27 protein-coding genes are annotated in these 26,910 nt (G+C 69.2%); 14 read left to right on the top strand and 13 right to left on the bottom strand.

Annotation, left to right across the window (positions count from 1 at the left end):
• Positions 1-88: 88 nt before the first annotated feature.
• Positions 89-583, bottom strand: coding sequence for a hypothetical protein (locus ACBJ59_RS62375; protein WP_375119327.1), 495 nt, complete (start codon positions 581-583; stop codon positions 89-91).
• A 453-nt stretch (positions 584-1,036) separates the two neighbouring features.
• Between ACBJ59_RS62375 and ACBJ59_RS62370 the strand changes: the two genes are divergently transcribed.
• A complete protein-coding gene (locus tag ACBJ59_RS62370; protein ID WP_375119326.1) occupies positions 1,037-1,402 on the top strand; it encodes a hypothetical protein in 366 nt (121 codons plus the stop codon).
• 65 nt (positions 1,403-1,467) lie between these two features.
• On the opposite strand, the gene ACBJ59_RS62365 is transcribed toward ACBJ59_RS62370, so the two are convergent.
• The 5 genes from ACBJ59_RS62365 to ACBJ59_RS62345 all read right to left on the bottom strand — a co-directional run bounded on the left by ACBJ59_RS62365 (position 1,468) and on the right by ACBJ59_RS62345 (position 6,751).
• Positions 1,468-2,337, bottom strand: coding sequence for a phosphotransferase family protein (locus ACBJ59_RS62365; protein ID WP_375119325.1), 870 nt, complete (start codon positions 2,335-2,337; stop codon positions 1,468-1,470).
• 13 nt (positions 2,338-2,350) lie between these two features.
• A complete protein-coding gene (locus ACBJ59_RS62360; RefSeq protein WP_375119324.1) occupies positions 2,351-3,730 on the bottom strand; it encodes a helix-turn-helix transcriptional regulator in 1,380 nt (459 codons plus the stop codon).
• 953 nt (positions 3,731-4,683) lie between these two features.
• The gene (locus tag ACBJ59_RS62355; RefSeq protein WP_375119323.1) at positions 4,684-4,992 is read right to left on the bottom strand and encodes a helix-turn-helix transcriptional regulator; all 309 of its coding nucleotides are present in this window, start codon (positions 4,990-4,992) and stop codon (positions 4,684-4,686) included.
• Positions 4,993-5,009: 17 nt separating this feature from the next.
• The gene (locus tag ACBJ59_RS62350) at positions 5,010-5,912 is read right to left on the bottom strand and encodes a TRM11 family SAM-dependent methyltransferase (RefSeq protein ID WP_375119322.1); all 903 of its coding nucleotides are present in this window, start codon (positions 5,910-5,912) and stop codon (positions 5,010-5,012) included.
• On the bottom strand, positions 5,909-6,751 hold the full coding sequence (locus ACBJ59_RS62345) for a hypothetical protein (protein WP_375119321.1): 843 nt from the start codon (positions 6,749-6,751) through the stop codon (positions 5,909-5,911). The genes ACBJ59_RS62350 and ACBJ59_RS62345 overlap by 4 nt, the downstream gene beginning before the upstream one ends.
• Positions 6,752-7,460: 709 nt before the next feature.
• Between ACBJ59_RS62345 and ACBJ59_RS62340 the strand changes: the two genes are divergently transcribed.
• From ACBJ59_RS62340 to ACBJ59_RS62295, 10 genes are all read left to right on the top strand, one after another.
• Complete coding sequence (locus tag ACBJ59_RS62340) at positions 7,461-7,796, top strand: STAS domain-containing protein (RefSeq protein WP_375119320.1); 336 nt, start codon at positions 7,461-7,463, stop codon at positions 7,794-7,796.
• Positions 7,793-8,161 carry an STAS domain-containing protein gene (locus tag ACBJ59_RS62335; RefSeq protein ID WP_375119319.1) on the top strand — a complete coding sequence of 123 codons (369 nt, stop codon included), beginning with the start codon at positions 7,793-7,795 and terminating at the stop codon, positions 8,159-8,161. The genes ACBJ59_RS62340 and ACBJ59_RS62335 overlap by 4 nt, the downstream gene beginning before the upstream one ends.
• A gap of 230 nt (positions 8,162-8,391) precedes the next feature.
• Entirely contained in the window at positions 8,392-9,336 is a 945-nt protein-coding gene (locus tag ACBJ59_RS62330; protein ID WP_375119318.1) for a hypothetical protein, read from the top strand.
• A gap of 288 nt (positions 9,337-9,624) precedes the next feature.
• Positions 9,625-10,023: a pilin gene (locus ACBJ59_RS62325; protein ID WP_375119317.1), complete on the top strand. Its 399-nt coding sequence runs from the start codon at positions 9,625-9,627 to the stop codon at positions 10,021-10,023.
• 230 nt (positions 10,024-10,253) lie between these two features.
• Positions 10,254-11,783 carry a hypothetical protein gene (locus ACBJ59_RS62320; protein WP_375119316.1) on the top strand — a complete coding sequence of 510 codons (1,530 nt, stop codon included), beginning with the start codon at positions 10,254-10,256 and terminating at the stop codon, positions 11,781-11,783.
• The gene (locus tag ACBJ59_RS62315) at positions 11,780-12,733 is read left to right on the top strand and encodes a PrgI family protein (protein ID WP_375119315.1); all 954 of its coding nucleotides are present in this window, start codon (positions 11,780-11,782) and stop codon (positions 12,731-12,733) included. Before ACBJ59_RS62320 ends, ACBJ59_RS62315 begins: the two co-directional genes overlap by 4 nt.
• Positions 12,730-14,565 (top strand): VirB4 family type IV secretion system protein, encoded by a 1,836-nt coding sequence (locus ACBJ59_RS62310; RefSeq protein WP_375119314.1) that lies wholly within the window; start codon positions 12,730-12,732, stop codon positions 14,563-14,565. Before ACBJ59_RS62315 ends, ACBJ59_RS62310 begins: the two co-directional genes overlap by 4 nt.
• On the top strand, positions 14,562-17,114 hold the full coding sequence (locus tag ACBJ59_RS62305; RefSeq protein WP_375119313.1) for a type IV secretory system conjugative DNA transfer family protein: 2,553 nt from the start codon (positions 14,562-14,564) through the stop codon (positions 17,112-17,114). Before ACBJ59_RS62310 ends, ACBJ59_RS62305 begins: the two co-directional genes overlap by 4 nt.
• Before the next feature lie 51 nt (positions 17,115-17,165).
• Positions 17,166-18,116 carry a replication-relaxation family protein gene (locus ACBJ59_RS62300; RefSeq protein WP_375119312.1) on the top strand — a complete coding sequence of 317 codons (951 nt, stop codon included), beginning with the start codon at positions 17,166-17,168 and terminating at the stop codon, positions 18,114-18,116.
• Positions 18,113-19,087, top strand: a complete 975-nt coding sequence (locus ACBJ59_RS62295; RefSeq protein WP_375119311.1) for a C40 family peptidase — start codon at positions 18,113-18,115, stop codon at positions 19,085-19,087. Before ACBJ59_RS62300 ends, ACBJ59_RS62295 begins: the two co-directional genes overlap by 4 nt.
• A gap of 31 nt (positions 19,088-19,118) precedes the next feature.
• On the opposite strand, the gene ACBJ59_RS62290 is transcribed toward ACBJ59_RS62295, so the two are convergent.
• Positions 19,119-19,361, bottom strand: coding sequence for a hypothetical protein (locus tag ACBJ59_RS62290; protein ID WP_375119310.1), 243 nt, complete (start codon positions 19,359-19,361; stop codon positions 19,119-19,121).
• A gap of 297 nt (positions 19,362-19,658) precedes the next feature.
• Between ACBJ59_RS62290 and ACBJ59_RS62285 the strand changes: the two genes are divergently transcribed.
• Entirely contained in the window at positions 19,659-20,396 is a 738-nt protein-coding gene (locus tag ACBJ59_RS62285; protein WP_375119309.1) for a hypothetical protein, read from the top strand.
• A 77-nt stretch (positions 20,397-20,473) separates the two neighbouring features.
• Here the strand turns inward: ACBJ59_RS62285 and ACBJ59_RS62280 are convergent, their stop codons facing one another.
• The 6 genes from ACBJ59_RS62280 to ACBJ59_RS62255 form a co-directional block, all read right to left on the bottom strand.
• Positions 20,474-20,950, bottom strand: a complete 477-nt coding sequence (locus tag ACBJ59_RS62280) for a ParB N-terminal domain-containing protein (protein ID WP_375119308.1) — start codon at positions 20,948-20,950, stop codon at positions 20,474-20,476.
• Positions 20,947-21,456, bottom strand: a complete 510-nt coding sequence (locus ACBJ59_RS62275; protein ID WP_375119307.1) for a hypothetical protein — start codon at positions 21,454-21,456, stop codon at positions 20,947-20,949. Before ACBJ59_RS62275 ends, ACBJ59_RS62280 begins: the two co-directional genes overlap by 4 nt.
• Before the next feature lie 68 nt (positions 21,457-21,524).
• The gene (locus tag ACBJ59_RS62270) at positions 21,525-22,106 is read right to left on the bottom strand and encodes a hypothetical protein (RefSeq protein WP_375119306.1); all 582 of its coding nucleotides are present in this window, start codon (positions 22,104-22,106) and stop codon (positions 21,525-21,527) included.
• A gap of 102 nt (positions 22,107-22,208) precedes the next feature.
• On the bottom strand, positions 22,209-22,661 hold the full coding sequence (locus tag ACBJ59_RS62265; RefSeq protein WP_375119305.1) for a hypothetical protein: 453 nt from the start codon (positions 22,659-22,661) through the stop codon (positions 22,209-22,211).
• Positions 22,662-22,842: 181 nt separating this feature from the next.
• Entirely contained in the window at positions 22,843-23,847 is a 1,005-nt protein-coding gene (locus ACBJ59_RS62260; protein ID WP_375119304.1) for a DUF932 domain-containing protein, read from the bottom strand.
• 266 nt (positions 23,848-24,113) lie between these two features.
• Entirely contained in the window at positions 24,114-25,367 is a 1,254-nt protein-coding gene (locus ACBJ59_RS62255; RefSeq protein ID WP_375119303.1) for a hypothetical protein, read from the bottom strand.
• A 411-nt stretch (positions 25,368-25,778) separates the two neighbouring features.
• Here ACBJ59_RS62255 and ACBJ59_RS62250 point away from each other — a divergent pair, with 411 nt between their 5' ends.
• Both ACBJ59_RS62250 and ACBJ59_RS62245 read left to right on the top strand, forming a co-directional pair.
• Complete coding sequence (locus ACBJ59_RS62250; RefSeq protein WP_375119302.1) at positions 25,779-26,555, top strand: hypothetical protein; 777 nt, start codon at positions 25,779-25,781, stop codon at positions 26,553-26,555.
• Between the two features lie 43 nt (positions 26,556-26,598).
• The gene (locus tag ACBJ59_RS62245) at positions 26,599-26,796 is read left to right on the top strand and encodes a hypothetical protein (RefSeq protein ID WP_375119301.1); all 198 of its coding nucleotides are present in this window, start codon (positions 26,599-26,601) and stop codon (positions 26,794-26,796) included.
• The last annotated feature ends 114 nt before the right edge of the window (positions 26,797-26,910 follow it).

Raw genomic sequence — 26,910 nt, 5'->3', positions numbered from 1 at the left:
CCTCCGACCAGCAAGAACCCAGCACACAGGCGTGGACACACGACTCGCAGGCTCTCCCACGCCCGTTGTCCCAGGTCAAACACCCAATTCAGCGCTCTCGTCTGCCCACTAACTGCGAAACTCGGGATTCGGTCATCCATTCCGCCACCGTGACGGTCGGGTTCAGGTCCTGGTGCGTGCGGACCTTGCGGCGTACCTCCTCAACCGACGGCAGTGCCCGGGTTCCTTTGAGGGTGGCAAGCATCAGTTCTGTGATCTTCCGCCGTATGTGAGGGTCCTCGGCCAACGACAGCAGGGCGCAGGCGTCCTCGAGCTCGGCCTCCGCCTGCCCCGCCTCGGTGAAGCCCTGGCGGCGCAGCGGATTACGCCGCTGTCCATCCGCGTATGGAGGTAGCTCCAGTTGGTAGGCCCAGGTGCCGTGCGTGGTACTCCACCGCTCTCCTTTCCCCCCGGGGCGGCGCAGGTTGGGGCACTTCTTGCCGAGCTTCTTCCCGCTCGCCTCATCCCGGCAGGAACACGTCTTGTAGATGGTGCCGTTCATCGTCGTGATGGCCTTTCTCTGTTCGGCTTCCTCTTTGTTCACGCCCACTCGCACAGCCCGGACCCGGGGGTGCCACACCAGCGCCCGCCGCGCTGCCGGGTGTGCGGGCAGCCGTATCGACCCCCACCTTCATGGCCCGGGTCAAGCGATATCCGCTGGTCACCGCGACATCATCAGGAATGGGCCGTAGGCCCCCGTCACCTCTTCAAATACCGACTCGAAGTCGCGAATTAGGACAGCGCAGCAGACCAAAACCTGGTCAAGCCAACAAACGATGTACAGGACCGATCGTGTCCCGGTGCGTCACGGTAGGAGCTACTTCGGCACAGCTGAGCATGCAGTGGCACGCGAAAGCAGACCTGCGGTCGGGCTCGGACTCCATATTGGGCACTGTCCAAAAGTTGATCAAGCCACGTCAGCGCGGCGCTGAGCTACGAGGTCTCGACGCGCCGCTGATGCACAGTGGCACCGATCTGACGCCTCTCCTCTGGACGGATGGCCGTGCTCTCTCGTCTCTCCCTGGCAGCCGCCGTGCTCGCCACCACCCTGGCTGCTTCTCCAGCCGATGCCGCCCCCTCCACGGGCTGGCGCGACGACGCCGGCTGGGGCTCGGCCACCGTCTCTGCCGATCGCAAGCGCATCACGGTCTGCGATCTGGCCAACGACGGCCGCGCCGTCCGGGTCGAGTACGCCACGACCTATCTGCAGCAGTGGACCGTGGTCGACGGCAACGGCGCCAAGTGGGGCTGTGGATCCGACTCGGCGTTCTTCAGTCGCATCACGGTCTTCAAATTGTGTGAGGGCAGCAAGTACGGCGCCTGCCGTCCCTCGATCTGGATCTCACGAAGCAGTCTCGCCTGACGCCGGTCTAGCCACCGCTCACCTGGGCGACCGGCGCAGGAGCGACGCACCGGCACCGTCGGTTGTCAGACAGCCCGCCAAGTGGTCGGGTTGCCCTCAACGAGGCTGGTCAAGCGGCGATCGAGTTCTGCGCGTACGTTCGGCTGGTCGCTGGCGCGGATGTATGCCGCCAGGGAGCGTAGCTCGCGGGCCATGCGCAGGGTGGTGGCGGTGGGGTGGTGTTCAAGGTCGGGGTCGACGTCGTAGCGGCGGCAGAAACTGATCCAGTCGCTGCGAGGCCGGCCGAAACGGTGGTGTTCCATCATCGAGGGAATGAGGTCGGACAACAGGGGCCCGTAGGCGATGGAGTCCCAGTCCCCGAGCAGCCATCGGTCGTGGTCGCGGAAGAGGTTGCCGGTATGGGCGTCGCCGTGCAGCAGCACCAGCCCGAGGGGAGGGTCCAGATCGCGGTAGGCCTGTTCGATGTCGGTGCAGCGGCATAGCAACCAGCAGCGGTGCCGGTCAGAGAGAGCATCTCTGTGCCGGGCGAGATCGGAGCGCAGGGTGCCGAGCGGCTGGAGGGCCGGTATTGGAACGGGCGGGCGGACGGCGTGCAGGGTCTGCAGCAGGGCGGCCAGGTCCTGTGCTCCGGGCGCGGGCGCGGGGCCGTTGACGTAGTGCCAGGCGGTGGCGATCCAGCCGTTTACCGTCACGGGTTGTTCGATGGGCAGGGGCTCGATGGTGGCGAAGCCCTGGGCGGCCAGCCAGCGGGTCGTCAGGATGGCGGCGCAGAGGCGGTTCAGGGCTTGGTGGTTGCCGGGGGCGTACCGCAGCCGTAGCACGACCTTGGAACTCGGCAGGTGGTAGACGGCGTTGGCGCGCAGATGCAGCAGCAGCGCGTCGTCAGCGTTCAGGCCGAGGAGCGCGGCGGCGGCTTCGAGGGGTGGAGTGGCCATCGCAGGCGCCTGTTCAGCTGGGTTGTTGGCTGTGCCGGTAGTCCTCGAACTCGCGCACGTGCCGGTTGGATCGGTACGGCTTCAGACGATGGGAGAAGTCGTCCATCAAGGTCCGGGCGCGCGCGGAGGCGAGAGTGCCGGTGGCGGGGACGGCTTGGCGAGCGTAGTCCAGTGCCCGGTCCAGCTCGCCCAGTTCGAGGTAGGAGCGGGCGGCGTGGATCTGGTTGAACTGGGTCGAGCGTGGAAAATCGGCCCCGAAGCCTTCCAGTGCCCGTTCAGTATGGGCAACGGCGCGCTGGTGCTCGCTGACGAGTTGCCAGCAGTAGCCGGCCTCTGCGGCCATCTCGGCTTCGTCGAAGCTGTCCTTCCAGAAAGGGCCGCGGCCGGCGGTGTCCCGAGCGAAGGCCGTCTCCGCCTTCGTCAGCAGCCGTCCCACCTCACCGATCGTGTGGGCATCACGCCGATCTCCATCGGTATCGGCGGGAACGGCGAGGGCGCGAGCTTGGCGGACCAGGAGCTCGGCCATCACCTGAGACGGAGCCCCGGCCTTGCCAGCAGCCTCGACGGCCGCGCTCGCCAGGCGGATGGCCCAGCGTCGCTGGCCGAGGTCGCAGGCCTGCTGGGCGAGCGTGGCCAGAGCCCAGGCGCCGGTCAAGCCGTCCTCGGCTTGCTTGGCCAGTTTCAACGCCTGGCCGAGGTGCTGCTGGGCCTGGCCGTGCCGGGACAGGTCGAAGGCCATCCATCCGGCCAGCCGGGTCATCTGTGAGGCGGCCGTGAACAGTTCCGTCCGAACGTCGTCGTCTGCTCTGCCGCGCAACAGCGGGGCCACCTTCGAGACCAGGAAGTCGATGACCGCCGGGCGGACCAGTCCGGCTCCGAATTGGTGATCCATGCGGGTGAAGGCCTCATGTGCCTCTTGAATGGCTCGTACGTCGCTCATGCCGACGCGTACGTTGCCCGCCTCACTGCTGACGGGGGCGTGCGGGTCGAAGCTCCAGGACACCAGCCATTCGCCCAGCACTGTAGGGGTGAAGGGCAGTGCGGCCAGAAGTTGTCGTCGTGACGTGTCGATCTCCCACCTCCACAACCGGCCCGCCGACTCGGCACAGCAGCCCGCCGCAAGTCCGTTCACGTCGACCTCGGGCACCGACTCAACGAGCGGATGGGTTACGGCCAGCCAGCGTTCCACTTCTTCCACCGGTACCTGCCACGCGCGAGCGATGCGAACCCGGTAGGCGGGCCGCATCTTCTGCTCGCCCCGTTCCCAGCGGGCCCAGGTGGTCACCGCGACGCCGATCAGCTCGGCGGCTTCCTCCTGCGTGAGGCCCTTGCGTTCGCGCGCCCGGACGAGGCCGGGACGGCCGTTGCCGGGTCGCCGTTCGGGCTGGTTCACCGCGTGTCACGCTCCCTCACCGTCCAGGGGACCACACAGTGTGCGCCGCCAACACCCGTTGATCCAGTCGATCAGCGAAACGACCAGCAAACGACCAGCCCGGCAGCGCGATTCGCGCTGCGGATCGGCAAACGTACAGATCACGCCGTGTACGGCAGGCATCTACGCCGGATTGCATGGACGCCGTCACAGTGCGTGACCTCACGGGCCGCCACGCCCCGCGCTGTGACCAACCGGGAATCCTCGCCCGGCCGCTCCTGCCGAACATGTGGCCGGGCGAGCTCCCCGCCCACCAAGAGGGGTCAGCAGGCGGCATGAGCGCTCGATCGGGACAGGGTAAGGAAGGAGTGCTGGATGCCGCCAAGGGCTGGCCAGCTTGAGGGGAGGTGGTGGCATGACCTTCTCCGCCCCCAGCTCCTTGAGCGTCACAGACGGATAGGGCTCAACGGAAGCCTGCCGCATCCCTGCGACGAGCATGTCCGCGGCGATCGTTCAAGCTGGCCGGCCCTCCATCGACGACCACTCAACGGCCGGAACCCGCGCCTGCTACACCGTCTGCTGACCGCCGAGGCCGGCCACGCCTTCTGGCCTACCGACGTTGCAGGCGTAGGACCGTGATCGAGTGGAGGCCCTACCACCGCCACACCGGCAACGCAGCTCGCATCAGGGGCATCTGCTGCTGTGACGCCTACCAGTTCCTCTGTGAGGGCGGCCAATACCTGATCCTGTGCCGAAACCCTCTCGGCGATCTCGAGGAGACTGCCCGAGGCTGCCACCCGCGGGCTCGTGGAGTCTGGATACAACTGCTCCTGATGCATGCCGAGAGGTGTCAGCGTGGCAACCCGAAAATGGATATCTGGCTGTAGGACGAGCGCCCCAGGAAGGGGTGGGCCCGCGAAGAGTTCCAGCGAGCCCACCCCTTCTTCAACCGGAACTGGTGGCCGGCATCAGCCTCACCCTGTCGGAGCCGTTCGGGCCTCTTCCTGCCCTTCCTCGCAGGCGTCGTGCGGATCGTCATAGCCCAGCAGCATCCCCAGGCCGTGCCGCGGGACTGCGTATCGGCCACCGATCCTGAGCACCGGGCAGGGGAACGTCCCGGTCTTAGCCAGCCGGTATGCCGTCGTCCGTCCCATGCCGAGGAGTCGAGCGGCCTCCATCAGGCTGAGCACGAGCTGCCCGTTCGCCCTGCCGACTACCTGCTGATGCTTTGGCCCCATCGAGTCCGTGGTGTCAGGCACGGTCGCGAGTGTCTGATCGTTCATCGACGTTCTCCCATGGACTAGCCGCGTTCTCCAGCTACTGAGGCCGGCTGGTTGCTCATGTGGTCGGTGGCGGGCACCGCCAACGGCTTGGTGAAGATCAGCAGATCTTCGTGGGCGGTGGCGTGGATGGGCAGCCCGCGCGTCCAGCCCTTGCGGGCCTCGTGCATCTGGAAGAACGACGCCCGGTTCAGCAGCTTGCCGTGGCCGAGCCCGCACAGCAGGCACACGATCCGGTCGGCGAGCACCAATCCGGCCCGCGCGGCGACCTTCTGCACGTGGCCGGGCAGGTCGATGAGTTCGCCCTGCTGCCGGTACGGGCGCACCGTCACCGCGACCACGCCACCGGGCCGCAGCAGTTCCGTGCAACCGGCGAGGATCTGGGCGAACCCGTCCAGCAGCACTGGCAGCCGCTGATGAGCCAGGTTGCCACGGTCTCGGGAGTAGCGCTGGTTGCGTTTGTGGATGCCGGGCTCGCCGCTGTCGCGGGTGGAGCGGACGTGGCCGTGGGTGGCCGACCCGTACGGCGGGGATGTGAGCACCAGCGCCGCCTGTCCAGCCAGGCTGTGCAGCAGGCCGGTGATGCCGCGCGCGTCCCCGGCGAACACGGTGCCGGTGCCGGTGGCGCCCCGGCGGCGGGCGTGGGAGAGGTTGGCGACAGCGAGCTTGGCCCAGTCCTGCTCGTACTCCACCCCGGCGGCGTCGCGGCCTAGGTGAACGGCCTCGACCAGGGTGGTGCCGATCCCGCACATCGGGTCGATGACGAGTTCGCCCGGCCGGGTGTAGGTGTCGATCACCTGGGCGGCGATCGCGGGCAGCATCTTGCCCGGATGCCTCATGGATTCCGGCAGGTACCGGCCCTGCCGCTGGGAGCGGGACGGCTGCTGGCCCGTTGCCCATACCGAGGTCGTCGTCGTGCTCATGCCTGCTCTCCCTCCAGCCAGGCCTGCTCGCCCAGCAGTGGATGGTCCTCTGATCCGTCGGTGTTCCTGGAGCCGGGCGTGGGCGGGGAGCTCTCGGGGCGCTGTTTGGTGAAGATGAACACGTCGCTGTGCACGCGAGCACTGACGGGCAGACCGGCGACGGCTGAACTGGCTTTCGACGGCCCCCAGGTGATCGGCGGCTCGATGGACGCGCTGCGGAGCGGGAGGCGCAGGGCGACGATGTGCTGCAGATACAGCAGCCCGGCCCGTTGCGCCTCGGCGATCAGGGTTGGGGCCGGGTCGAGGAGTTCCTGCCCGTCGCGGTGCAGGCCGGTGATGAGGACCAGGTGGCCTCCCGGCTTCAGCAACGCCGCCGATTCGGCCAGGCCGAGTGTCGTCTGTTTGACCGGCTTGGCCGGTTCGGTCGCCTGTACGTTTCGCTGGGACGAGCAGGTGTGGCTGCGTACGACCAAGGTGGCAGCCCCGATCAGATCTCGGATGTCGGTGGGCCAGGTGTCGGGTCGGGTGAGACGGAGGTCGGCCACCTCCAGGTCGTGGTCAGGATGGATCCTGGCCAGCGTCTTGCCGATGACGGCGAGCAGGACGGGGTCGGTGATGGTGGCGGTGGCCTGGCAGCCCATGGCCAAAGCGGTGGAGATGACGTGGTGGTCGGCGGCGTCCAGGTCGATCACGAGGTCGCCGAGCCGGGTGCACGCGGTGACCAGATGGTGGGCCAGCGGTCCGCCCACCGGGACGCAGCAGCCGGTACGGCAGGCGGGAACGGTTTCGGTGTCGGCGGCTGCCGGCCAGACGCTCAGCGGCAGATGGCGTGCGTCCACCTCGCGGACGGTCTGGGCGGGAGTGAGTAGGCGGTCGGCGTGGGAGCGGTGGGCACGTGCAGGTGAAGTCACGATGGTATGGCCCGATCACCCGGGCCGGCTGGTTCCTGTCACTCAGCTAAATACCGACGTCCGAGACCGATTTAGGACACGACAGCAAGCAAAGAAATGGTTTCCTGCTCTCGGCTGCCTCCTCGGCTCGAAGGTGGCTCCACCTCATCGAACCCCATCCCACTCCCGACGCTTGCGGGTATTTCGGAACTCGGAGTTCCGTACACGATCGGGACAACGTCCGGACAGAAACCGGACAACGGCCTCGACACCTCATGTCGGTCCGGGCCTGCAGCGAGGCGGTCACGTACGCGCATCTCAGTCCCGCGAGGCAATCACGCGAGCATGTGGTGTGTGAGGAAAGCCGAGGCGGGTCGACGTTCCGCCGGAGCGTCCGCGTCGGCTCTCAGCGCTTACGCCGGATATCCCGGGCATTCGGAATGGATACACCTGGCGTCTGAAGACCACAGGACGATCTGACTGTCCTGTACCGGTGCTCCCCTCTACTCTCGACGGTGACGGCACTGACGCCGCCGGACCCCGAGGCCTACCTTCGAGACGGTGATCACCGCCATCGCTCAGCTCCGCACGACCAGCATCTGACGGGCCCGGCGTGACGTCCTTACGCCTTGACTGCCGCCCGTTCCCCATCGGCGTGGTGATCACGGTCGTCGGCGAGCTCGACGCGACCAACGCCGACGATCTGGAGACTCATGTCGGCCGAGTGCGGCCGCCCAGCCGGCCCGTGGTACTCGATCTGGGCGGCCTCACCTTCATGGACAGCACCGGCCTGCGCGTCCTGCTGCGCGTCCACGCCGAGGTGCGCAAGCAGGGCAGCACCCTGCACCTGGCCGCCGTACAGGATCTGCCTGCTCGCCTGCTGCAGATCACCGAGGTGTGGGATGCCCTCAACATCCATCCCACGGCCGAAGCCGCCGTCGCAACGCTGCTCACCCCTCCTGCACCGAAGCCGCGTATGTGGAGGCTGCCATGAGACTGACTCACCGGTACCTGCCGGGCGCGAGCGTGATCACGATCGACGGTGACGTGGACATCACCACCTCTCGCGAACTGGAGAACTGCATCGACCTGGTACGCCGCAGCCTGGACGACCACCTGATCATCCACGCCAGCGGCCTGTCCTTCCTGGACAGTTCCGGGCTGGCCGTGCTGCTCGCCGCCGCGGTCCTCGCCCAGGCCCGCAGGGTCGCCGTGCACCTGGTTGGCCTGCAGCCGCGAGTCGCTCGGATCTTGGAGATCACCGGCGCCATGCCGGCCATTCGCGCCCATGACCACGTGGAGCAGGCACTGGCCGCCGTCGCAAGCACCGGAGGGGTTCACTTCACCGAGCCCGCCTGAGCGTCCGCCACCGTCCCGTCGCTTTCATACCGCCCGCTGCAAGGGGTGCGGCAGCGTTGGAACATTTTTGACCTCGCGGTTTCGCTCCGGCGCTGTTCTGCCAGGTCAGCCCGTTTCCGGCCGAGGTTCGGACATCGGCCGGCCTCCACTGTTCCGCACCACACGGACATCCCTCAGCGCCGCGTTACTGCCGGTCAACCACAGTTTCGAGGTGTTCTCCCAGACTTGGGGTGATCTTTGTCCGGGCCGAAGTCTGCCCGGAAGACGTCCGGTTCCTGTACGGCACCTCTGGCGCCATGAGCAGCATCCGATCCGCTCACCTGTCTTCGGGGGCTGCCATGTACAACACCCGCTCGACCGACGCCACCACTCCGGCCGCCGCGCCTGCTCACGAGACTTGCCTCGGCATGACGGACAGCTCGCACTGCGCCTCGACAGCGTCCGCGCAAGGGCGTCCACTCGATCTGGCCGAGCGCGCTTTCCGGCTGCTCATGCAGGGGCCGCAACCGCTGGCCGTGGACGGAACCGTCCTCGGGCCTGGTCTGCCCGGCCGCTCGATCCCACTCGATGAGCTCGGCCCCCTTCTCCTGCACCCGTCCTGCCCCCGCGCCACCCGCGACGAGGTCTGGCGGCACCTCATCGAACAGGCCCGCACCCATCGAGGAGCGTGGATGGTGGCCGCCGTCGCGCTCGCGGCTCCCATGCTGCGCCGCCTGCTCAAAACCCTCGCCCAGACGCTACCGGTCGAGCACGAGGAGCTGGAGGCCGAGATGCTGGCCTGCTTCATGGAGGCGCTATGCCGGGTGGAGCTGTCCTGGTCGCACCTGGTGCTGCGGCTGTCGCGGCTGACCCAGTTCGCCGTCCTGCGCGCCCATGCCATCGACCGAACCGACCTGCTGCCAGAGCCGGAGATGAGCGACGGCCGGCAGGCGCTGCGCTACCCGCCCGGGCACGTCGATGTGCTGCTGGAGCGGGCTGTCGAGCTGGGGGTCATCACCGCGCAGGCGGCCGAACTGATTTCCATGACCCGCCTGGACAGCATCTCGCTCAGCACCTACTGCCGGGCCCGCGGCCTGCTGTACTGCACCGAGCTCAAACGCCGCCAGCGTGCCGAAACGCGCCTTCGGCAGGCCCTGCTCGGCGGTGAGCTGTCGCTGTCCGGCAATGCAGAGTGAACCCGCGCTACGGCTTTCGTCATGCGTCGAGACCGACAATCATGAACGGGCAAATTCCGCTGGCCCTGGTGTCTGATTTCGGCCCTTGACCCCGGTCTTTTAGCAGCGGAAGGCAGCGCGGACGGCACCGAGCCCGGACAGGCCGCACCCGGCCACCGGTTCCTGTCACCACCGGACCGCCACCCGCACCACTGCTCGAAGGAGGACGCCCACCCGGCCTCGCCCGGGCCGGGTCTCCGCGCCGCCTTCCACATCGAATCTCGCGTCCATCTGCCCGGGGAGGCAGCCGTGATCCCACGTTCCCGCTTCACCACCGGTAAGACCTTGCTCATCACCGCCGTCATCGTCGCCGCCATGACGCTCGGCACCCTGCTGGAACTCGCCCTGGCTCACTTCGCCCAGGCCACCGCAGCGGACCTGCCCACCGAGGTGGTCGCCGACGGCGGCAAGGGCCCGGACTCGCTCAACGCTGTGATCGACAATCTGCGCAACGTCATCGTCGGCCTGCTGGTCGCCCTGGCCACTCTGTTCCTGACCGTGGGCGGAGTGCGCTACATCCTGGCCGGCGGCGACCCGGGCGAGGTCGAGGCGGCCAAGAAGACCCTGCGCTACGCCGCCCTCGGCTACGGCATCGCGGTGCTGGCGCCGCTGCTGGTCAGCGTGCTCAAGGGCATCGTGGGTACCTGACCGTGACCCGCCACCCGCCACCTCGCCCGCCCGCGGCGAGCACGTTCCCGGCCGTCCAGCGCCGGCTACCGCAGCTCCTCGCCATCATCGCCATCACGCTCACCGTCACCGCCACCCAAGCCGCCGCCGAACCGGCCCCGCCACCAGCACCCTCGCCAACGTCGCACCCACAGCCCACGCCGCCCGCTACACCCGCTCCGGCACCGACTCCAGCCACGCCAACCGGGCCGATGCTCACCCCACCACCGCACCCGCACCCGAGCACCGGACCCACCGCCCCGGCCTCGGAGCCGCCGCCCGCCACCGTGCCGCCGCCGCATGGCGGGGCGGAGGAGTGCGGCTGGCTGGACTTCGGCTGCAAGATCAACCGGGCGCTGAACGGCTGGTTCGGCTCGATCGTCACCGAGGCGATCCAGCCCGCCTTCCAGACCATGGGCACGCTGCTACTGTCCGCACCGCCGCCGGACATGGTGCAGCGGGTGCAGGAGCTGTCCGCACACGTGCGGATGGCGGCCAACGCGCTGCTGGCACTGTTCGTCCTGGCAGGCGGAGTCATCGTCATGGCCTACGGCAGCGTGCAGACCTCCACCACCGCCGCCGAAGTCGCACCCCGCGTGCTGGTCGCCGCCATCACGCTCAACTTCTCACTCACCCTCTGCCAGCACGCCATCGAGCTCGCCAACGGCCTGGTCGCCGCACTGCTCGGAGACGGCGTCGACGCGCGGCGCGCCGGCGACCTGATCGCCAACAAACTCGCCAACCCGGTCGGGCAACTGGCGGCCCCGCACATGTTCTTCATCTGGATGGTCGCCATCGCGGTGGTGATGGGCCTCATCCTGGCCTTCATCGCCGTCGTACGGATCGCGCTGCTGCTGTTCCTGATGATCGCCGCACCGCTCGCGCTGCTGTGCCACGCGCTGCCACAGACCGAGCACATCGCCCGGCTGTGGTGGCGCGCCTTCACCGGCGTCCTGGTCATGCAGGTGCTGCAGGCGCTGGTGCTCATTCTGGCGTTCAAGGTGTACTTCACCGACGCCACCGACGCCTTCACCACCGGCCCCGACCAGCTCGTCCTGGCGGCAATGAAGCCGATCGTCATGCGCGCCATCGACACCCTGGTGCTGATCGGCCTGCTGTTCCTTCTGATCAAGATTCCCGGCTGGGTGGCCCGCTCCGTCTGGCAGCCCGCCCAACCCCAACTACTGACCCGCCTGGTCAAAGGCCTGATCGTCTACAAAACCATGGGCCTGGCCAGAACCGCCCTGGTCAGGAACGGCAGAGCCGCCCGCGCGGCGAAGAGCGCTTCGAGCAGACGTCGTCGGCCGCCCGGCGGTCCGGACGCGGGACGCCGCGCTGCCCGGCCGCGCGGAGGACCGCCGGGAGCGCGGCCGACAGGCCGACCCACCAACACGGGAGGAACAGCACCGGTGAACAACACGCCCAACCCGCCCGGCCAGCGCGGCCATCAGCAGCTCCAACTCCCGCTCAATCTTCCGCCCACGCCGACGACAGGCGCTCGTCGGACGGGACCCGCAGCCGGGCAGGGACGCCAACTCGCGTTGCCGTTCCCGGTCACCCGCGTGCCGCGCCCGCCCACTCAACCTCCCCCGGCCGTGCGCACAGGCCCGTGGATCCGGCCGAAGCCGCCCTGGAGTCAGCCGATGCTGCCCGGCATGCCCACCCGCCCGGCCCGGCCCCGGCAACTGCTCCTCCGCCTTGATCCGCCCCCGAATCTCACGCGCAGAAGAGACGGACGATGAACGAGCCGGAGCCGCTTGTATCGCGCATCCCTGCCGACATCAACACCCCGGACAAGATCGCCTACGGGCTGACCTTCCGCCAGATCCTCATCGTCACTCTCACCGGCGGCATCGCCGCCGCCATCTACTACCTGTTCCATCGCCTCCTGCCCGTCATCATCCTCGCCGCCATCGTGCTGCCGCTGCTGGCGCTCGGCCTCACCATCGCCCTCGGGCGACGCGACGGACTCAGCCTGGACCGCTTCGCCTTGGCCGCCCTGCTCCACGGGCGCGCCCGCAAGAACCTGGTGTCCGCGTCCGAAGGGGTCATCGAGCCGCCCCGGTGGTGCCGGGTGCGCGGCAAGCTGCCCTCCCCGCTGCGCCTGCCGGTCCGGGCGATCCGCACCGACGGCGCCCTCGAACTCACCGACGGCGGCGTGGCCGTCCTGGTCGAGACCAGCACCCTGTCCTTCCACCTGCGTACCACCAGCGAGCAAGCAGCCTTGGTTGGGGCGTTCGGCCGGTGGCTGAACTCGCTGGAGGCACCCGTGCAGATCCTCGCCCGCGCCCGCCACGCCGACCTGTCCGACTTGGCCGAGACGGTCGAGCGGCAAGCGGAGGTGCTGCCACACGCCGCGCTGGCTGGCGCCGCCCGCGAGCACGCCGGCTATCTGGCCGAGTTGAACAGCTCGCGCGAGCTGCTGGCCCGGCAGGTGCTCGTCGTGCTCCGCGACCACCCCGCCGCCAGCAGCGGACGACGCCCCGTACGCCGTGACGCCTGCGCTGCCGTCGTGTTGCGGCGGGCCGCCGAGGCCGAGCGGAGCCTGGTCGCTTTGGGTGTCGCCGCCCGCGTTCTGGACGCCGACGCGGCTAGCCAGGCGCTGGCCGAGTGTCTCGACCCCGGCGGCCGGCACCCGCTCGGCCAGGCCTTGCCGGACGAACTGATCACCGCTACCAGGAGCACGCCGTGAAGCTAGGCCAACGCACCCGCGAGCACCAGCCCAGTCCTCTCCTACATCCGGGGTCGGCGCACGTCGGCGCCCGGACCCTGACCCTGCCCGATGCCGTGTGCGCGTCGTTCGTGGTGACCGGCTACCCGCGCGAGGTCGGCGCGGGATGGCTGGAGCCGCTGCTCACCTACCCCGGCCACCTCGACGTCTCTCTGCACATCGAACCGATCCCGCAGCAGGTCGCGGCCATGCGGCTGCGCCGCCAGCTCGCCCGCCTGGAATCGGCCAGCCGCTCCGACGCCCAGCATGGCAGGCTCGCCGACTTCGCCGCCGAAGCCGCCGCCGACGACGCCACCGACCTGGCCGACCAGCTCGCCCGAGGCCACGGCCGGCTGTTCAAGGTCGGCCTCTACCTGACCATCACCGCTGCTACGGAGCCCGAGCTGGCCGCCGAGGTGGAGCGGGTTCGGGCGCTGGCATCGTCCCTGCTGCTGGATGCGCAACCGGCGACATTTCGCGCCCTGCAAGGTTGGACCACCAGCCTGCCGCTCGGCGTCGACTCCCTCGGTGCGACGCGGACGTTCGACACCACCGCGCTGGCGGCGGCCGTCCCGTTCATCTCCCCCGACCTCCCGGCGACCGCCGGTGAGAGCGGAGTGCTGTACGGGCTGAGTGCCACCAGCTCCGGCGTCGTGGTGTGGGACCGCTACGCCCAGGACAACCACAACTCCGTCGTTCTCGCGCGTTCCGGCGCGGGCAAGAGCTTCCTCACCAAGCTGGAGGCCCTGCGCCTGCTGTATCAGGGCGTCGAGGTCGCCGTCATCGATCCCGAAGACGAGTACGCCCGTCTGGCCCACGCCGTCGGCGGCACCTGCCTGCACCTCGGCGCCGCCGGGGTGCGGTGGAACCCCTTCGACCTGCCCGCCAGCCACGGCCCGCAGGACGACGTGCTGTCCCGGCGGGCGATGTTCCTGCAGACCCTGATCGCCACCATGCTCGGCGGCACCCAGCTCACTCCGCAGACACGCGCGGGCCTGGATTCCGCGATCATCGCCACCTACCAGGCCGCCGGGATCACCCGCGATCCCGCCACCTGGACCCAGCCCGCGCCGCTCCTCGCCGATCTGGTCACCGCACTTACCAGAAAAGGATCTGGAGGCCAGGCGGGTGCAGAGCTGGCCGCGCAGCTGGCCCCCTACGTCACCGGCTCCTACCGCGAACTGTTCGACGGCCCCACCACCACCCACCCAGCCGGGCACCTGACCGTCTTCTCCCTCCGCGACCTGCCCGAGGAGATGAAGGCCGTCGGCACCCTGCTGGCGTTGGATGCGATCTGGCGGCGCGTGGCCAACCCGCGCGACCGCAAGAAGCGCCTGATCGTCGTGGACGAGGCCTGGCTGCTGATGAAGGAACCCGAAGGCGCCCGCTTCCTGTTCCGGATGGCCAAGGCCGCTAGGAAGCACTGGGCCGGGCTCGCCGTCGTCACCCAGGACGCCGCCGACCTGCTCGGCACCGAGCTCGGCCAGGCGATCGTGGCCAACGCCGCCAGCCAGATCCTGCTCCGCCAAGCACCACAGGCCATCGGCGCGGTCGGCGACGCCTTCGACCTGACCGACGGCGAACGCCAGTTCCTGCTCACCGCCGAACGCGGCGAAGCCCTCCTGGTCGCCGGACCCGCCAGCCGCGTCGCCTTCAGCATCGTCGCCTCTCCAGCAGAGACGGCCCTGGTCACCACGGACCCAGCCCAACTCGCCGAGCTCGAGCAACACGATCCGCGACCCCATCCACCGGCTCCACCTGGCGCCATCCAGATCAGCGAAGTCCACCAGGACGAGGAGAGCGACCCGCTATGACCATGACCCCGTCACCTGATCACAGCGGGCCCTGCCTGCTCTGCGACATCGACGACCACGACGTCCAGACTGCCCTCGACTTCCTGACCGAGCTGCCCACCCGCCTGCCCGACCTCGCCCTCGCCTATGGGCCCCGCATCGCCCTGGCCCTCACCGCTATATGGGCGGTGGCTGCCGCCGTTCGCTACCTGCTCGGCTGGCTCCACCACGCCGACATGACCCCCGAAGCCCGCCTGATCGAAATCTCCAGCCCACCACGCAGCGACCCGGAAGGAGCGCTCGTGCTGTGGCGGCAGCTCGTCGGCCTGCTCCGACCCGCATGGAAGCGCACCTTTGCAGGCCAACCCCACCTGGTGTGGGAGTACTGCGGCAGCGACGCGGGCGTCCGGATCCGCCTGTGGGTGCCCGGCACCATCCCGCCAGGCATCGTGGAGAAGGCCATCCACGCCGCCTGGCCCGGAGCCACCACTACAACGAGCCCCGCCACCTCGCCCCTGCCGGTGGAGGCCGAGATCGCGGGCGGCCGGCTGGTGCTGGCCGCGCCCGAGCATCTCCCGCTCAAGACCGACCACGATCACGACCCCGTGCGATCACTGCTGGAGGCCATGGGCGGACTCCGCGAGGGCGAGCACGCCGTCGTCCAGGTGCTGGCCCGCCCGACCACCGGTAGGCGCCTGCGGCACGCCTACCGAGCAGCCGCCGCTCTCCGCGGAGGAGGAAGCCGCCGCCTCTTTGGCCGCGTCTGCGACGAGGTCCTCCCCCTGCCCGACGCCCGCGACCACCACCGGCCCAGCGACCTGGCCCGTGACTTCCCCGAACGCGCCGAACAAGTCCGCGCCATCCTCTCCAAGGCAGGCCAGCCCCGCTACACCGTGGCCGTTCGCTACGCCGTCGCCACCAGCCGCGAGCCCATCTCCAGGACGCCGGTCCGCCGGGAGCCCACTGAGCTGGTCCGTGGCTGGCTACGGGGCCACGCGCACACCCTCGCCGGCGTCTTCGCCCTCTACACCGGCGGTCACCAGTACCTGCGCCGAGCCCGCCTCTGGCGTGCCCGACGCGTGATCGGCTCGCGCCGCCTCGATTCCGGTTATCTGCTGTCGGTGGCCGAGCTGGCCGCGCTCGCCCACCTGCCCTGGGACATCGACGCCCCCGGCATCACCCGCGCCGGAGCCCGCCCCATCGCCCCCTCCCCGGCCGTGCCCCACACCACAGCGGCCGGAACCACCCGCATCCTCGGCGACGCCGACAGCGGCCCACCACGGCCCGTCGCGCTACCCGTGGCCGACGGACGCCACCACACCCACGTCCTCGGCGGCACCGGCGTCGGCAAATCCACCCTGCTCGCCAACCTCGTCCTCACCGACGCAGCCGCAGGGCGAGGCGCCCTGGTCATCGACCCGAAAGGTGACCTGATCATCGACATCCTCAACCGCCTGCCCAAGCGGGCGATCGGCAGAACCGTCGTCTTCGACCCGCAAGACCCCGCACTGCCGCCGTCGATCAACATCCTCGCCGGGCACGACCCCGCCTTCGCCGTCGACTCCGTCGTCACCATCTTCCACCGCTGCTTCTCCACAGCCTGGGGACCGCGCGTCGACGATCTGCTGCGCTCCACCTGCCTCACCCTGACCAGCGTCCTCGGCTGCAAAGCCACCCTCGCCGACGTGCCCCGGCTGCTCACCGACCAAGCGTTCCGCACCCAGATCGTCCCGCGACTGGAGGACAACCTGCTGGGCGGCTTCTGGGACTCCTACGAAGCCCTCACCCCCGCCGGACAAGCCACCGTCATCGGCCCGGTGATGAACAAGCTGCGCGCCGTCCTGCTCCGCCCGTTCGTCCGGCAGGCGCTGGCCAGCCCGGACACCACCGTGCCCATCGGCCGGCTCCTCGACCAAGGCGGCCTGGTCCTGGCCCGGCTCCCGAAAGGCGTCCTCGGCGACGACGCCGCCCGGCTGTTCGGCTCCATCCTGCTCGCCCACACCTGGCAAGCCACGACCCGCCGTTCACACATGTCCGAAGCCGACCGGCCGGACGCCTCACTCGTGATCGATGAGTGCCACAACTTCCTGAACTTGCCTGGCCACATCAACGACGTCCTGGCCGAGGCGCGCGGCTACCGCCTCTCCCTGGTCCTCGCTCACCAGCACCTCGACCAACTCCCGAACGACCTACGCGAAGCCCTGTCCGCCGACGCCCGCAACAAGATCTACTTCAACGCCTCACCCAAAGACGCGAACGACCTCAAACACCACACCGCTCCACTGATCAGCCCTCACGACCTCACCCACCTCGGCGCCTACCAAGCCGCCGCGCGCCTCGTCATCGACGGCCAGCAAACCACCGCCTTCACCCTGCGCACCCGCCCCCTCCCCGCGCTAGTCGAGGGTCGAGCAGAGGAGATCCGGCAGGCATCCCGCGAGCAGTTCACCCAGCCTGTCGACGCTGCCCAGCGGCCCGCCCGCAGACCACGCCGCCAGCCAGACCGCGCACCCGACCTGCGCAATGACCTGCGCAGTGGACCTCCCGGCCACCACGAAGAGCCCGCCTGACCCACCGCTACGCACCCAGCCAGCACCGATCACCTGCAAGGAGTTCCCGTCATGCCCGCCGCTCGTATCCCGCTCGGCCTGCCACGTTTCGACGCCACCGCCATGGCCAACGTCACCGCCCGGCTCACTCCACGCGACTACCAGATCCTGGAGCACCTTCTCCATCACCGAGTGCTGACCACGCACCAGCTCCAACGGATGTTCTTCACCAAGCCGCAGCCCACGCGCCGCCGCCTGGGCATCCTGCACAAGCTGCACACCATCACCCGCTACCGGCCCTGGACCCCCTACGGCGGCTCCGCCCCGCACCATTGGGTGCTCGGCCGCACCGGAGCCGAACTCCTCGCCCTGCGCGGCCACACCACCGTCAAAGAGCTCGGCTACCACCCCGACCTGGCCATGTCGATCTCTATCTCGGACAAGAGCGGCCACCAGATCGGCCTCAACGATTTCTTCGTCGCCCTGCTCCACCTGGCCCGCCACACTCCGGAAGCTCACCTGAGGGCGTGGCTGTCGGAGAAGCAGTGCGCGAAGATCTGGAGCGGCCTGGCCCGCCCCGACGCCTTCGGCTGCTGGTACGAGCAGGGCCGCCAGATCGACTTCTTCCTCGAACACGACACCGGCAGCATGACCCTGGCCAAGGTCGCCGACAAACTCGCCGCCTACGCCGATCTCGCCGAGGCTACGCAGATCACCACCCCGGTGCTGTTCTGGCTGCCCAGCCGGACCCGCGAGACCAATCTCCGCGCGGTCATCAAGGTCACCGAGATGCCCATCGCCACCGCCGTCCAGACAGACCTCAACGATGGCCCCGCCGGCCCCTGCTGGCTCCCCCTCCCCAGCAGAGCAGGCCAGTCTCGGATGAGGCTCAGCGAACTCGGCAACGCCTGGCCCCACCTCGCCATCGGTCGAAGCCCGGAGCAACCCGCCACCAGCAGCGACCGCGACTCCTACGACGACTTTCTCGACAGCCGGTCCCCCCTGGAAGCTCAAATCAGGTGAAGGCCGTCGCGGCCGGCGCCGCTCTCCTGCTGCTCCTTGTCTCGGTGTTCGTCGCAGCTGCTTCCAGCATCCTGACCGCCTCCGGGACACCCGGCAGCGTCGCCTGCGCGCTCCCATCCGGCACAGCGAGCAGCACGGAGGGCACGCCGGTTGCGGCCCCGGCATTCACTGGGATCGCTTCCACCGCCGTGGCCATGGACAGCGAGCAGCAGACCCATGCCGCCCTTATCGTCCAGCTCGCGATGGAGCGGAGCCTGCCCGCACGGGCAGCAGTGATCGCGGTCGCCACCGCCCTGCAAGAATCGCAGCTTCGTAATCTGCGCTACGGGCACCTCGACTCGCTGGGGCTGTTTCAGCAGCGCCCCTCGCAAGGCTGGGGAACACCCGAGCGGATCCTCAACCCCCGCTACGCCACCGCCACCTTCTACGACCGCCTGGTGAAGGTGCGGCGTTGGGAGCAGCTCCCGCTCACCCGAGCCGCCCAGGCCGTCCAACGTTCCGCCCGCCCCGACGCCTACGCTCCATGGGAGCCTCTCGCCCAACGCCTCGTGGACGCCCTCACCGGGAGCTGCGTCTCGCTCATCCCTGGCGGACAAGTCGCCGCCGTCATCGCCTACGCTCACGCCCAACTCGGCAAGCCGTACCTCTGGGGAGCCGAAGGACCGGCCGCCTTCGACTGCTCCGGCCTGACCATGCGCGCCTACCAAGCAGCCGGCATCACCATCCCCCGCGTCGCCGCCGACCAATGGCGCCACGGACCACCCATACCATCGGGACAAGAACAGCCCGGCGACCTCGCCTTCTTCAACATGCAAGCCGACAGCCCCGGACACGTTGGCCTTGTCCTCGGAGGCGGGCAGATGATCCACGCCCCCAACCGCCGCAGCGTCGTCAGAATCGACACCTATCACCGCGGGGACCTGATCGGTTTCACCCGTCCCCTGCTCAGATTCGTGAAGGCCGCCGGGTAGTAGGGCCAGTCGGTCTCTTCGGGACGAGAGATCATATCTCCTCCGGTAGTCCCAACTCTCTCTTGCACTCGGCGATCAGTTCTTCTGGAATGTCGCGGAATACGCGGGTGTCGTTGAGGACGTGCCGGGCTGTGCACTCCCTTTCCTGGCTACCGGTTGTCCCATAGGCGATCCGAGTGAGCGTGCCCAAATCCTTGACCAGACCGCCATCAAGGAACACGTCCCAGTGCCTGCGCCGCTCGAATGGCCACCTCTGCGGGTTCGGGGATGTCACCGATCCTCCTCAAGGGTTCTTGGATGACCCTATCCGCGCCTTCGGTTCGCAAGCCGAAGGCGCGGGTGCCGTGCACCCTACGAGCCGTCAACAGGCCGCCCCGGCCATGACCGCAGCGATCTCACATGACGCCACGATTGGGCCGTAACCCATCCGGCGTAGTGTCGACCGACACCCTGCGGAAGCCGATTCTGCGGATGAGCTGCACGTTTCTTCAGCGAAATTCGCAGTCACCCACGGCAACTTCTCCGATACTGTTCGCATAGAATCCGGCGGTACCAGGGAAGGAGACGCCGCGTGTGTGCGATGCGGTTTGCCCCGTCCCAGCTCATCGTCAGCCTCTCCTACGACCTCAACAATCCGATTAAGATCCGCGCCAAGCACAAGGTCGCCGGCATGCTTCTGCTCGACCGCGACCACGCCAACCGCCTCGAAAAGGGCTGGAACGTGCCCGGCGTCTACCTCCTGCTCGACCGGCCCGACCACGAAGGCCGGTGGGGAGCCTACGTCGGCAAGGCCACCACACCCGGGCTCCGCCACCGCGTGCTGCAGCAGCTCAAGGACCGCGACCACTGGTACCGGGCCCTGCTCATCCGCTACGAGTCCAACGAGGATGAGACGCTCAACAGCAGCGAGGCCGGGTGGCTGGAAGGACGCCTCTACGACCACCTCGCCAAGGCCGGGCAAGTCGACCTGCACAACCGCAACCGGCCCCGCGACCCCACCCTGTCCGACGACGACGAGACCAGCCTCATCGACTACCTGCTGCCCATCGAGTCCGTGCTCCGGCTCATCGGACACACCCTCTACCCGCGCCCCACCGACACGCCCGACGGCGGCGGCCCCCTTTTCAGAAGAATCGAGCCGGAGCCCAAGCCGGACAAGCCTGCTCCCTACGTGAGCCCGCTCGGCCTGGGGCCCAATCCGTACCTGATGCGCAACCCCACACCCGAAAAGGTGAGGAAGAAGGTCGCGCTCATCATGGCGGGCAAACACCCTCCGGTCATGGGCAAGGGGCCGGACAGGCGGGCCTGATCCGGTGGTGCAGGAGGTATGCCCCGGCCAGCACACTTCACTTGTGCTGGGCGGGGCATGCCACCTACGCCACCGGCTCAGGCGCTACCGGCCATGTCCTCCTCCGCTACCAGCTCTTCCCCGCCGCAGATCCGGCAGGCGCGTTCCTCCTCGGCGGTAAGCACCACGGCGGGCAGCTCAGGAAGGCCGATGGTCACGGCCTTGCAGAGGCGGTGCCAACCGTCGATGATCAGAATGCCGCCGGTCGGGACCGTGGCCACGATCAGCGGCTCCGACAGGTCCACCTGGGCCGCGTGCTCGGCATCGATGGCGATCAGATTGAGCATGGCCGCCCACCATTCGGTCACGATCACCCCCTCCGCGGCCCGGCCCTGGGTGAGTTTCTTGGCGGCGGTGATGTCCCAGCTCCAGCCAAGCATCTGGAAGATTTCCAGACGCGAGGTGTCCGTCCGCTCCGGCTCCGGCCCGTTCGTGGCACGAGGCTCCAAAGCGGCGGCCGTGGGGTCGCCGGTGCCGGTGCCGGTGTGGTGGGGCCCGGGGTGGGGGTGGGTCATGCCGTGGCCTCCTGCCCGGGAGAAGCCTCGGAGGTCTTTTGGCGGGAGCAGGCCGGCGCGAGTGTCTCGGCTTGGGCGAGGAAGGCGCGGGCGGCGTTCTGCCGGATGAGTGCCAGGCTGCGCTCGAGGTGGTCGAGGGCGGCAGTGAGCTCGCTGTCCGCCCCGGGTGCCGGTGCGTCCATCGCGGGTTCGGGTGGGGTGGGGTCGGTGGCGTAGGGGGCGATCCAGGAGATGAACCTGGCGATGGCCTGAGCCGGGCGCAAACCGCCGCCATCGGCGTACTCGATGTGCCGGGCTACCAGCAGCCACCAGGTGCACACGGTGTGCGCGTGCAGGGTGTCGTAGATCTGCTCGGCGGTCAGCCGCTCGCCCCGGCCAAGACGCCGGAACAGGTCATCGGTGTGATGCTGGCGGACGCTACAAGCCTGCTCGATGATCGCCTCCAGCGAAGCCGGGGCCGCTGGGGGCGGTGCGCCGATGGCGGAGGGCTGCTGAGAGTCGTTCATAACGGTGCTGTCCTTTCCTGCAGGGTTATCGCCAGCGCCGGGATGCGCTCGCGCGGTCGGCTGCTCGGTCACGGCGCCACCGCCGTCGGTGCGGGCGGGGTGGGGCCGACCGGTCGAGGGTGATCGTGTTCTGCGGGCGTGGCCGTGGCCGAGGTGCCCGCCGGATGGGCTGCCTGGTGGATGAGGTGCTGGGCGAGCAGGTGGCCGCTGTCGCCGAGGAAGTCACGGGTGGCCATGCGGGCGGCGTGGGCGAGGGCGTGATCGAACAACGTGCCCGGCCGGGCGGCCGGAGGTTCGGCGGTGAGGTAGTGGCGAGCCCAGGAGCGCACCCGCCGCAGCGCGTGATCGGAGGTCAGCTGCTTACTGGTGATCTCCTCTTCCACCAGGTCCCACCAGGCGCGTGCCGCCTGGGCGTGGACGGTGACGAACAGCTGCTCGCCGGTCAGCCGTTGGCCGTTCTGCAAGGCGAAGATCGCTTTCGCTGCTGCGGTGTAGCAGGCGTGGCGGGTGGCGGTGACCTTCTCGGTGGTCAGCTGATCGCATGATGGCCATGCCTTCGCGTCATGGCCAGTGGTGGTGTCCCGCGCGGGAGTGATGCTGTCCGGCGGACGGGACGGCGGCAGGGTGCCGGGCTGGCAGGAGTCATCCATCGTGTGTCGTCCTTTAGCTGAGTGACGGGGGACTGGTGAGGGGTGGGGTCATGGGGTGGCCGCCCGGCTGGCGGCTTGACGCCGCGCCCGCCGGGCGCGGCGTCACGGGCGGCGGCCCTCGGCCGGGGCCTGTGCGGTCGCGGGCGTGATCCCTTTGGCCGGGCGGGTGTCGTGATCGGAGAGGAGAGCGAGCGCGTCGGCGAGTTTCTCGGTCGCGTCGAGAAAGGCGCGCGCGCCGCCCCTGCGGGCCTCGGCCATTGCCAGGGCGAACAAGCCGCCGTTGTTCACCGGACGGGCGTTGATCAGCAGGTCCTGGGCCCTTTGCCGCACGGTGAGCAGTGCGGTCGCGCCGTCGATCGGTTCTTCGCGGCCGTGGGTGAGGTCGGTGACCTGCTGCCACCACGACATGCGCTGGTAGGCGTAGGCGATGCGGCCCAGGTCCTTGTCGTGCAGCGTGCCCTCGTCGTCCAGGGTGGCGATGCGGTTGAGCGCCTCGCTGAGTTCCCAGCGGGCGGCGGTGGCGTGGTGAATGGCCAGGTCTTCGAGTCGTCCCATGACGGTCTCCTTCGGTAAGCGGGTGATGACGTACGGCGGCGTGAGGCCTGGCGTGGCCCGCCCGGCAACCCGGGACCGGGCACAGCCGAGGTAACGCCGGACGATCTATGCGGCGCGTCAGGGTGGGTGTCCGGTACGGGCCCCGGGCTGGGGGCCCGTACCGGACACCGGGGGCCACAGGTCAGGCGGTGGACAGCAGCCGGAACGCGCGGGTCTTGATCTTGGCGTGGTCGTGGTCGTCGAGCAGGGCTCGCTCCGCCCGCACGGCGGCCACGTCGCGGCTGCCGAACACGGGGCTGCGGTGGTCCAGCCGTTCGGTCACCGCGTTGTAGGCGGCCCAGCGGGTGTTGCGGATCGGCTCTTGCGTGGGCGCGTGGGCGAACAGATGCTCCAGCTGGCGCAGGGTCAGCTCGCGGTTCTTGCGCGCCAGGTCCTTCGCGCCCGGCGGGATCGGGTACAGGACGTTGGTAAACTGGCGGAATTCGGCGAAGTTCATTGGGGTGGCGAGCAGCTTTTCGGCCTCGGCGGCGAACGCTTCCCCGTGCTTCCAGGTGAGCTTCAGCGCGTCGCGGGCCTCGGCGATGCGCCCGGCCATCCGGCCGGTGTGCCGGACGGTGAACTTCGAGGCGTGATGGGCCAGCGCGGCGCGTTCGGTGTTGGCGCACACCACCCGGACCGGAGTCGCCACGGTCACGAACGACCCCCACCCGTCATGCCGGGAGAACGCCGCCAGGTACAGGTCGATCTGATCGAACCCGCCGACCATGAGCGGTTCGGGCAGCCGCATGGTGACGAAGATGCGCCGCCCGTTGTTCAGCGACCCGCCGGTGTCGAACACCGCCCCCGATTCATCCACCAGGGTCTGCAGGAACGCGGTCACATCCTCGTTCTGCAGCACCTCGTATTCTCTGCCGACGCGGCCGAGCCGTTCCGGCGCTCCGGAGACTGGGTTGGTGCGCACCACCAGGAAGTCCTCGTCCGTGACGACCAGCTGGCCGGTGACGGGGTCGGTCACCTGGCCGACCGGCACCTTGCGCACGTTCCACCCGGCGAGCTGGGCGTTGGCCAGCAGGTCCTCGGCGGTCATCGGGCCGGGCGCGGTGTAGCCGAGCCCGTGCCAGCCGGGCTTACGGGCGGCGGCGAACCCGGCCGAACCGTTGGCGAAGATCTCGATTTCGTGAGCCATGACAGGGCCTTTCTGATGTGTGGGCATGCGAAACAGACGCGATGACGGATCGGGGGGTAGCGCGGTCTCGTCCCTTCGTGCGGGGGCCGAGCCGCTGATCAGTCGGTGATCGTGGGTGGCTCCCGTCGAGCCGTGCGGTCGGCGTCGGCGCGGGCGGGCCGTGCGGGGCGGGTGGGCTGCTGCGGGCATCCGTAGGGCGACCTACCGGCCTACGGGGGTCCGGGCGGGCGGGCCGGTGGCGGGGTGGCCCGCCTGCACGCCCTCATTCAGTCGTCGTAGCCGTTGGAGGCCGTGTCGCCAGGCTCACCTGCTGCCTCGGCGCGGGCATCTGTGGGGGCCGCGGTGGCGGTCTCAGTGGGGGTGAGGGCGAACCGGCGGGGCCGCTCACAGGTCAGCTCCGCGCGTCCGAGGTTGACCAGCCGGTCCAACGCGTTGGCCACCGCACCGGACGAGGCGTCCAGCACCTTGCCGATCTCGTACGGGGTGAAGTCCTTGCCGGGGTACTCGATCAGGTGCGCGTACACCCGATCTCGCAACGCCCCCGGCCGCACCCCGCTCCCCCCGCCGCCGCTGGCACCGCCCGGCCGGGCACCCGGCACGGCGCGGGCCGGGGCGGCGTCGATACCGGTCAGCACCGCGCGCGCGTCACGGTGCACCGAGGCGATCCTCGCCATCGCCATCTCCAGGCAGCCCAACGCCATCACGTCGTTACCGTCGTCTTTGGCCAGGGCGACCCCGCCGAGCAGGTCGGTCAGTTCCGCCAGTTCGGCCCGCACTCGCGCCCACGCCGGATCATCCACCACCGGCCCAGACACCGACTCAGACACAGGCTCGGACGGGTCAGCGCCGGGGAGCGAGACGTGGGCCTGGTCCGGACTCTCATTGGGCGCTTCGTCGCCGGTGAGCTCCTCCGGCTGATCATGCGCCTCCTCGACCGGCTCCTCTTCGTCGCTCGGCCCGGCCACCGGGGCGGGGGCGGCCGTACCGCTGGCGGCCGGAAGCGTCTCCTCCTCCGATGCTTCTACGGTGTCACTCTGCGGGGCGTCAGCGTCGGGGGTATCAGCGTCCGGCACGGCGGGCGCGATGCCCGGCGTTTCGGCATCCGGGGTGTCCGAGGCGGACGTGTCCGCTGCGGTGGTGTCGGTGGTGATCGGGTACCACCGGTCAGCGGACCGGCCCCGCGTCTGACCGTCGTTCGTCCCCGGCTCGCGGCGGGCGCGCCCGTCGGCGTCGAGTTGGTTGAGGATCTTGCCCGCCACCATCCGGCTGAGCCCGGCCGCCGCCCCGATCGCCGTGGCGGTCGCGCCCGGCTCGGCGTTCAGCGCTGCCCATACCGCCTCCGCACGGGGATCGGTGCCCGCCGTGGGGTCGGTGTCCGGGGCGGCGGTGCCGGGGCGGTCAGGGGCGGTCAGGGGCGCGGCGTCAGGGGCCGGGACGGCGGCGTCCGCGTTATTAATAGCGGCGTCAATGTCAGTGGGAATGCATTCGGTGCCGATGTTTTCCGGCATAGTGATAGCCATGGCGCATGTCCCTTTCCAGTCGCTTTTCCCGGCCCCGTACCGGGCCGGTGTTTTTGTTTGTGCGACGACCATCCCTCGCATAGATAACGACTGGCAAGCCGATCCGGGAACATTTTCCGTCACCGGAACGGCTGGAGAGGCTACCCTCATAATCAATCGGTGATCTGCGGAAACTTCTCGAAGGGGGTCGCTGTATCGGCTTGACATCCGTGGCCGGCCCGACTCTTCACACATTTCACCGAACGACGGCGAACGACGCCTGATTGCCCGATTCCCGGTTGTGGAATCTCAGATATTAATGCGCTTTCGGGTTGACATTCATTCGCGATGGAGCGTCCATGGAATTAGGCGGTGAATCGCCGCCGAAAACCACCCGGGATGACGCGCCGGGGGAACGAAAGGGAAAACCGCATGGCACCCACGATGACCGCCGACGACATCACGGTGGACGCCGCCCACCTACGCGGCTTGACCGCCTACGGCCCCGGATGGGCGCTCATGTGGGACGGACACGACGTGTTCGCCGCCACCACCGACCTGGCCGACCACGGGGACGTTTTCGAGATCATCGACCACGCCGGGTTCACCGCCATCCACGATCAGTACGCCCGGCATGACCAACCGGACGACCCCGCCGCCATCACCACCACCATCGCCGACATCACCGGCCAGGCCCGTACCCGCCTGCGGCAATGGCCGCACACCGCCCAAATGATGGCCGCCACCGGCCCCTACACCACCGCGCTACGCCCCCACGGCATCCATCGCCACCAGGCCAGCCGCCCCGACGCCGACGGCCGCCACATCACCACCGACTACCGGATCACCCCCACCGGCGTGACCGCATCGATCACCATGCCGTACGCCGCCGACTCGACCGCACCCATCACGATCGCCATCACCGGCCCCCACCCCGGCGGCCGAGCTACACACAGCGTGCCCACGTTCACGGTGACCGTGCCCCGTCAAACGCCGCCCGCCGCTGTCGCCGCCCTGATCGCCGCCGCCGGAGGCCTCCCCCCCACATACCGCCACCGGCTACCGCCACGCCCACGACACAGGCTTTCCCGAAACCCCCCGCTACATCACCGTGGAACCAGCCGACGTCCGCGCGTTGGCCGCCCACGGCCCCGGCTGGGCCCTCATGTGGCACGACGACCACACCCAGCCCGTCATCAGCCGCCATGACCGCGACGACGACTCACTCCTCGAAATTTGCACCCACGAGCACATGATCCACCTCAGCAGCCACCACCCGCACGCCAACGGCACCACCGGCGGTCCCAGACACCACCCGGACTACGACGCCATCGCCGCCTACCTGACCGACAGCCTCGGCGACTTCGACCCCGGCCAGGACAACACCACCGCCACCACCACGGACGCCACACGCCCGGCCAACATGAACGACACACACGCCCCGGCCTAACAACCGGCCCCCGGCAAGGGAACGGCCCCGGCACCGCCCAACAGCGGTACCGGGGCCCACCCATGCCCGCGTACAGCGCCCCATCACGCGCGATCACGCGGGCATGGGTGGGCC

It is taken from the genome of Nonomuraea sp. MTCD27, from assembly GCF_041950495.1.
Classification (GTDB): domain Bacteria; phylum Actinomycetota; class Actinomycetes; order Streptosporangiales; family Streptosporangiaceae; genus Nonomuraea.
This window is presented reverse-complemented; position numbering and strand designations above follow the sequence as displayed.

Bases quoted from the DNA above. Each gene is read 5' to 3' on its own strand.
- ACBJ59_RS62305 (WP_375119313.1), top strand. From the start codon at position 14,562: ATGACCATGACCCCGTCACCTGATCACAGCGGGCCCTGCCTGCTCTGC.
- ACBJ59_RS62315 (WP_375119315.1), top strand. From the start codon at position 11,780: ATGAACGAGCCGGAGCCGCTTGTATCGCGCATCCCTGCCGACATCAAC.
- ACBJ59_RS62280 (WP_375119308.1), bottom strand. From the start codon at position 20,950: ATGACCCACCCCCACCCCGGGCCCCACCACACCGGCACCGGCACCGGC.
- ACBJ59_RS62370 (WP_375119326.1), top strand. From the start codon at position 1,037: ATGGCCGTGCTCTCTCGTCTCTCCCTGGCAGCCGCCGTGCTCGCCACC.
- ACBJ59_RS62365 (WP_375119325.1), bottom strand. From the start codon at position 2,337: ATGGCCACTCCACCCCTCGAAGCCGCCGCCGCGCTCCTCGGCCTGAAC.
- ACBJ59_RS62255 (WP_375119303.1), bottom strand. From the start codon at position 25,367: ATGGCTATCACTATGCCGGAAAACATCGGCACCGAATGCATTCCCACT.
- ACBJ59_RS62275 (WP_375119307.1), bottom strand. From the start codon at position 21,456: ATGAACGACTCTCAGCAGCCCTCCGCCATCGGCGCACCGCCCCCAGCG.
- ACBJ59_RS62265 (WP_375119305.1), bottom strand. From the start codon at position 22,661: ATGGGACGACTCGAAGACCTGGCCATTCACCACGCCACCGCCGCCCGC.
- ACBJ59_RS62245 (WP_375119301.1), top strand. From the start codon at position 26,599: ATGATCCACCTCAGCAGCCACCACCCGCACGCCAACGGCACCACCGGC.
- ACBJ59_RS62250 (WP_375119302.1), top strand. From the start codon at position 25,779: ATGGCACCCACGATGACCGCCGACGACATCACGGTGGACGCCGCCCAC.
- ACBJ59_RS62270 (WP_375119306.1), bottom strand. From the start codon at position 22,106: ATGGATGACTCCTGCCAGCCCGGCACCCTGCCGCCGTCCCGTCCGCCG.
- ACBJ59_RS62350 (WP_375119322.1), bottom strand. From the start codon at position 5,912: ATGAGCACGACGACGACCTCGGTATGGGCAACGGGCCAGCAGCCGTCC.
- ACBJ59_RS62320 (WP_375119316.1), top strand. From the start codon at position 10,254: ATGCTCACCCCACCACCGCACCCGCACCCGAGCACCGGACCCACCGCC.
- ACBJ59_RS62260 (WP_375119304.1), bottom strand. From the start codon at position 23,847: ATGGCTCACGAAATCGAGATCTTCGCCAACGGTTCGGCCGGGTTCGCC.
- ACBJ59_RS62300 (WP_375119312.1), top strand. From the start codon at position 17,166: ATGCCCGCCGCTCGTATCCCGCTCGGCCTGCCACGTTTCGACGCCACC.
- ACBJ59_RS62335 (WP_375119319.1), top strand. From the start codon at position 7,793: ATGAGACTGACTCACCGGTACCTGCCGGGCGCGAGCGTGATCACGATC.
- ACBJ59_RS62355 (WP_375119323.1), bottom strand. From the start codon at position 4,992: ATGAACGATCAGACACTCGCGACCGTGCCTGACACCACGGACTCGATG.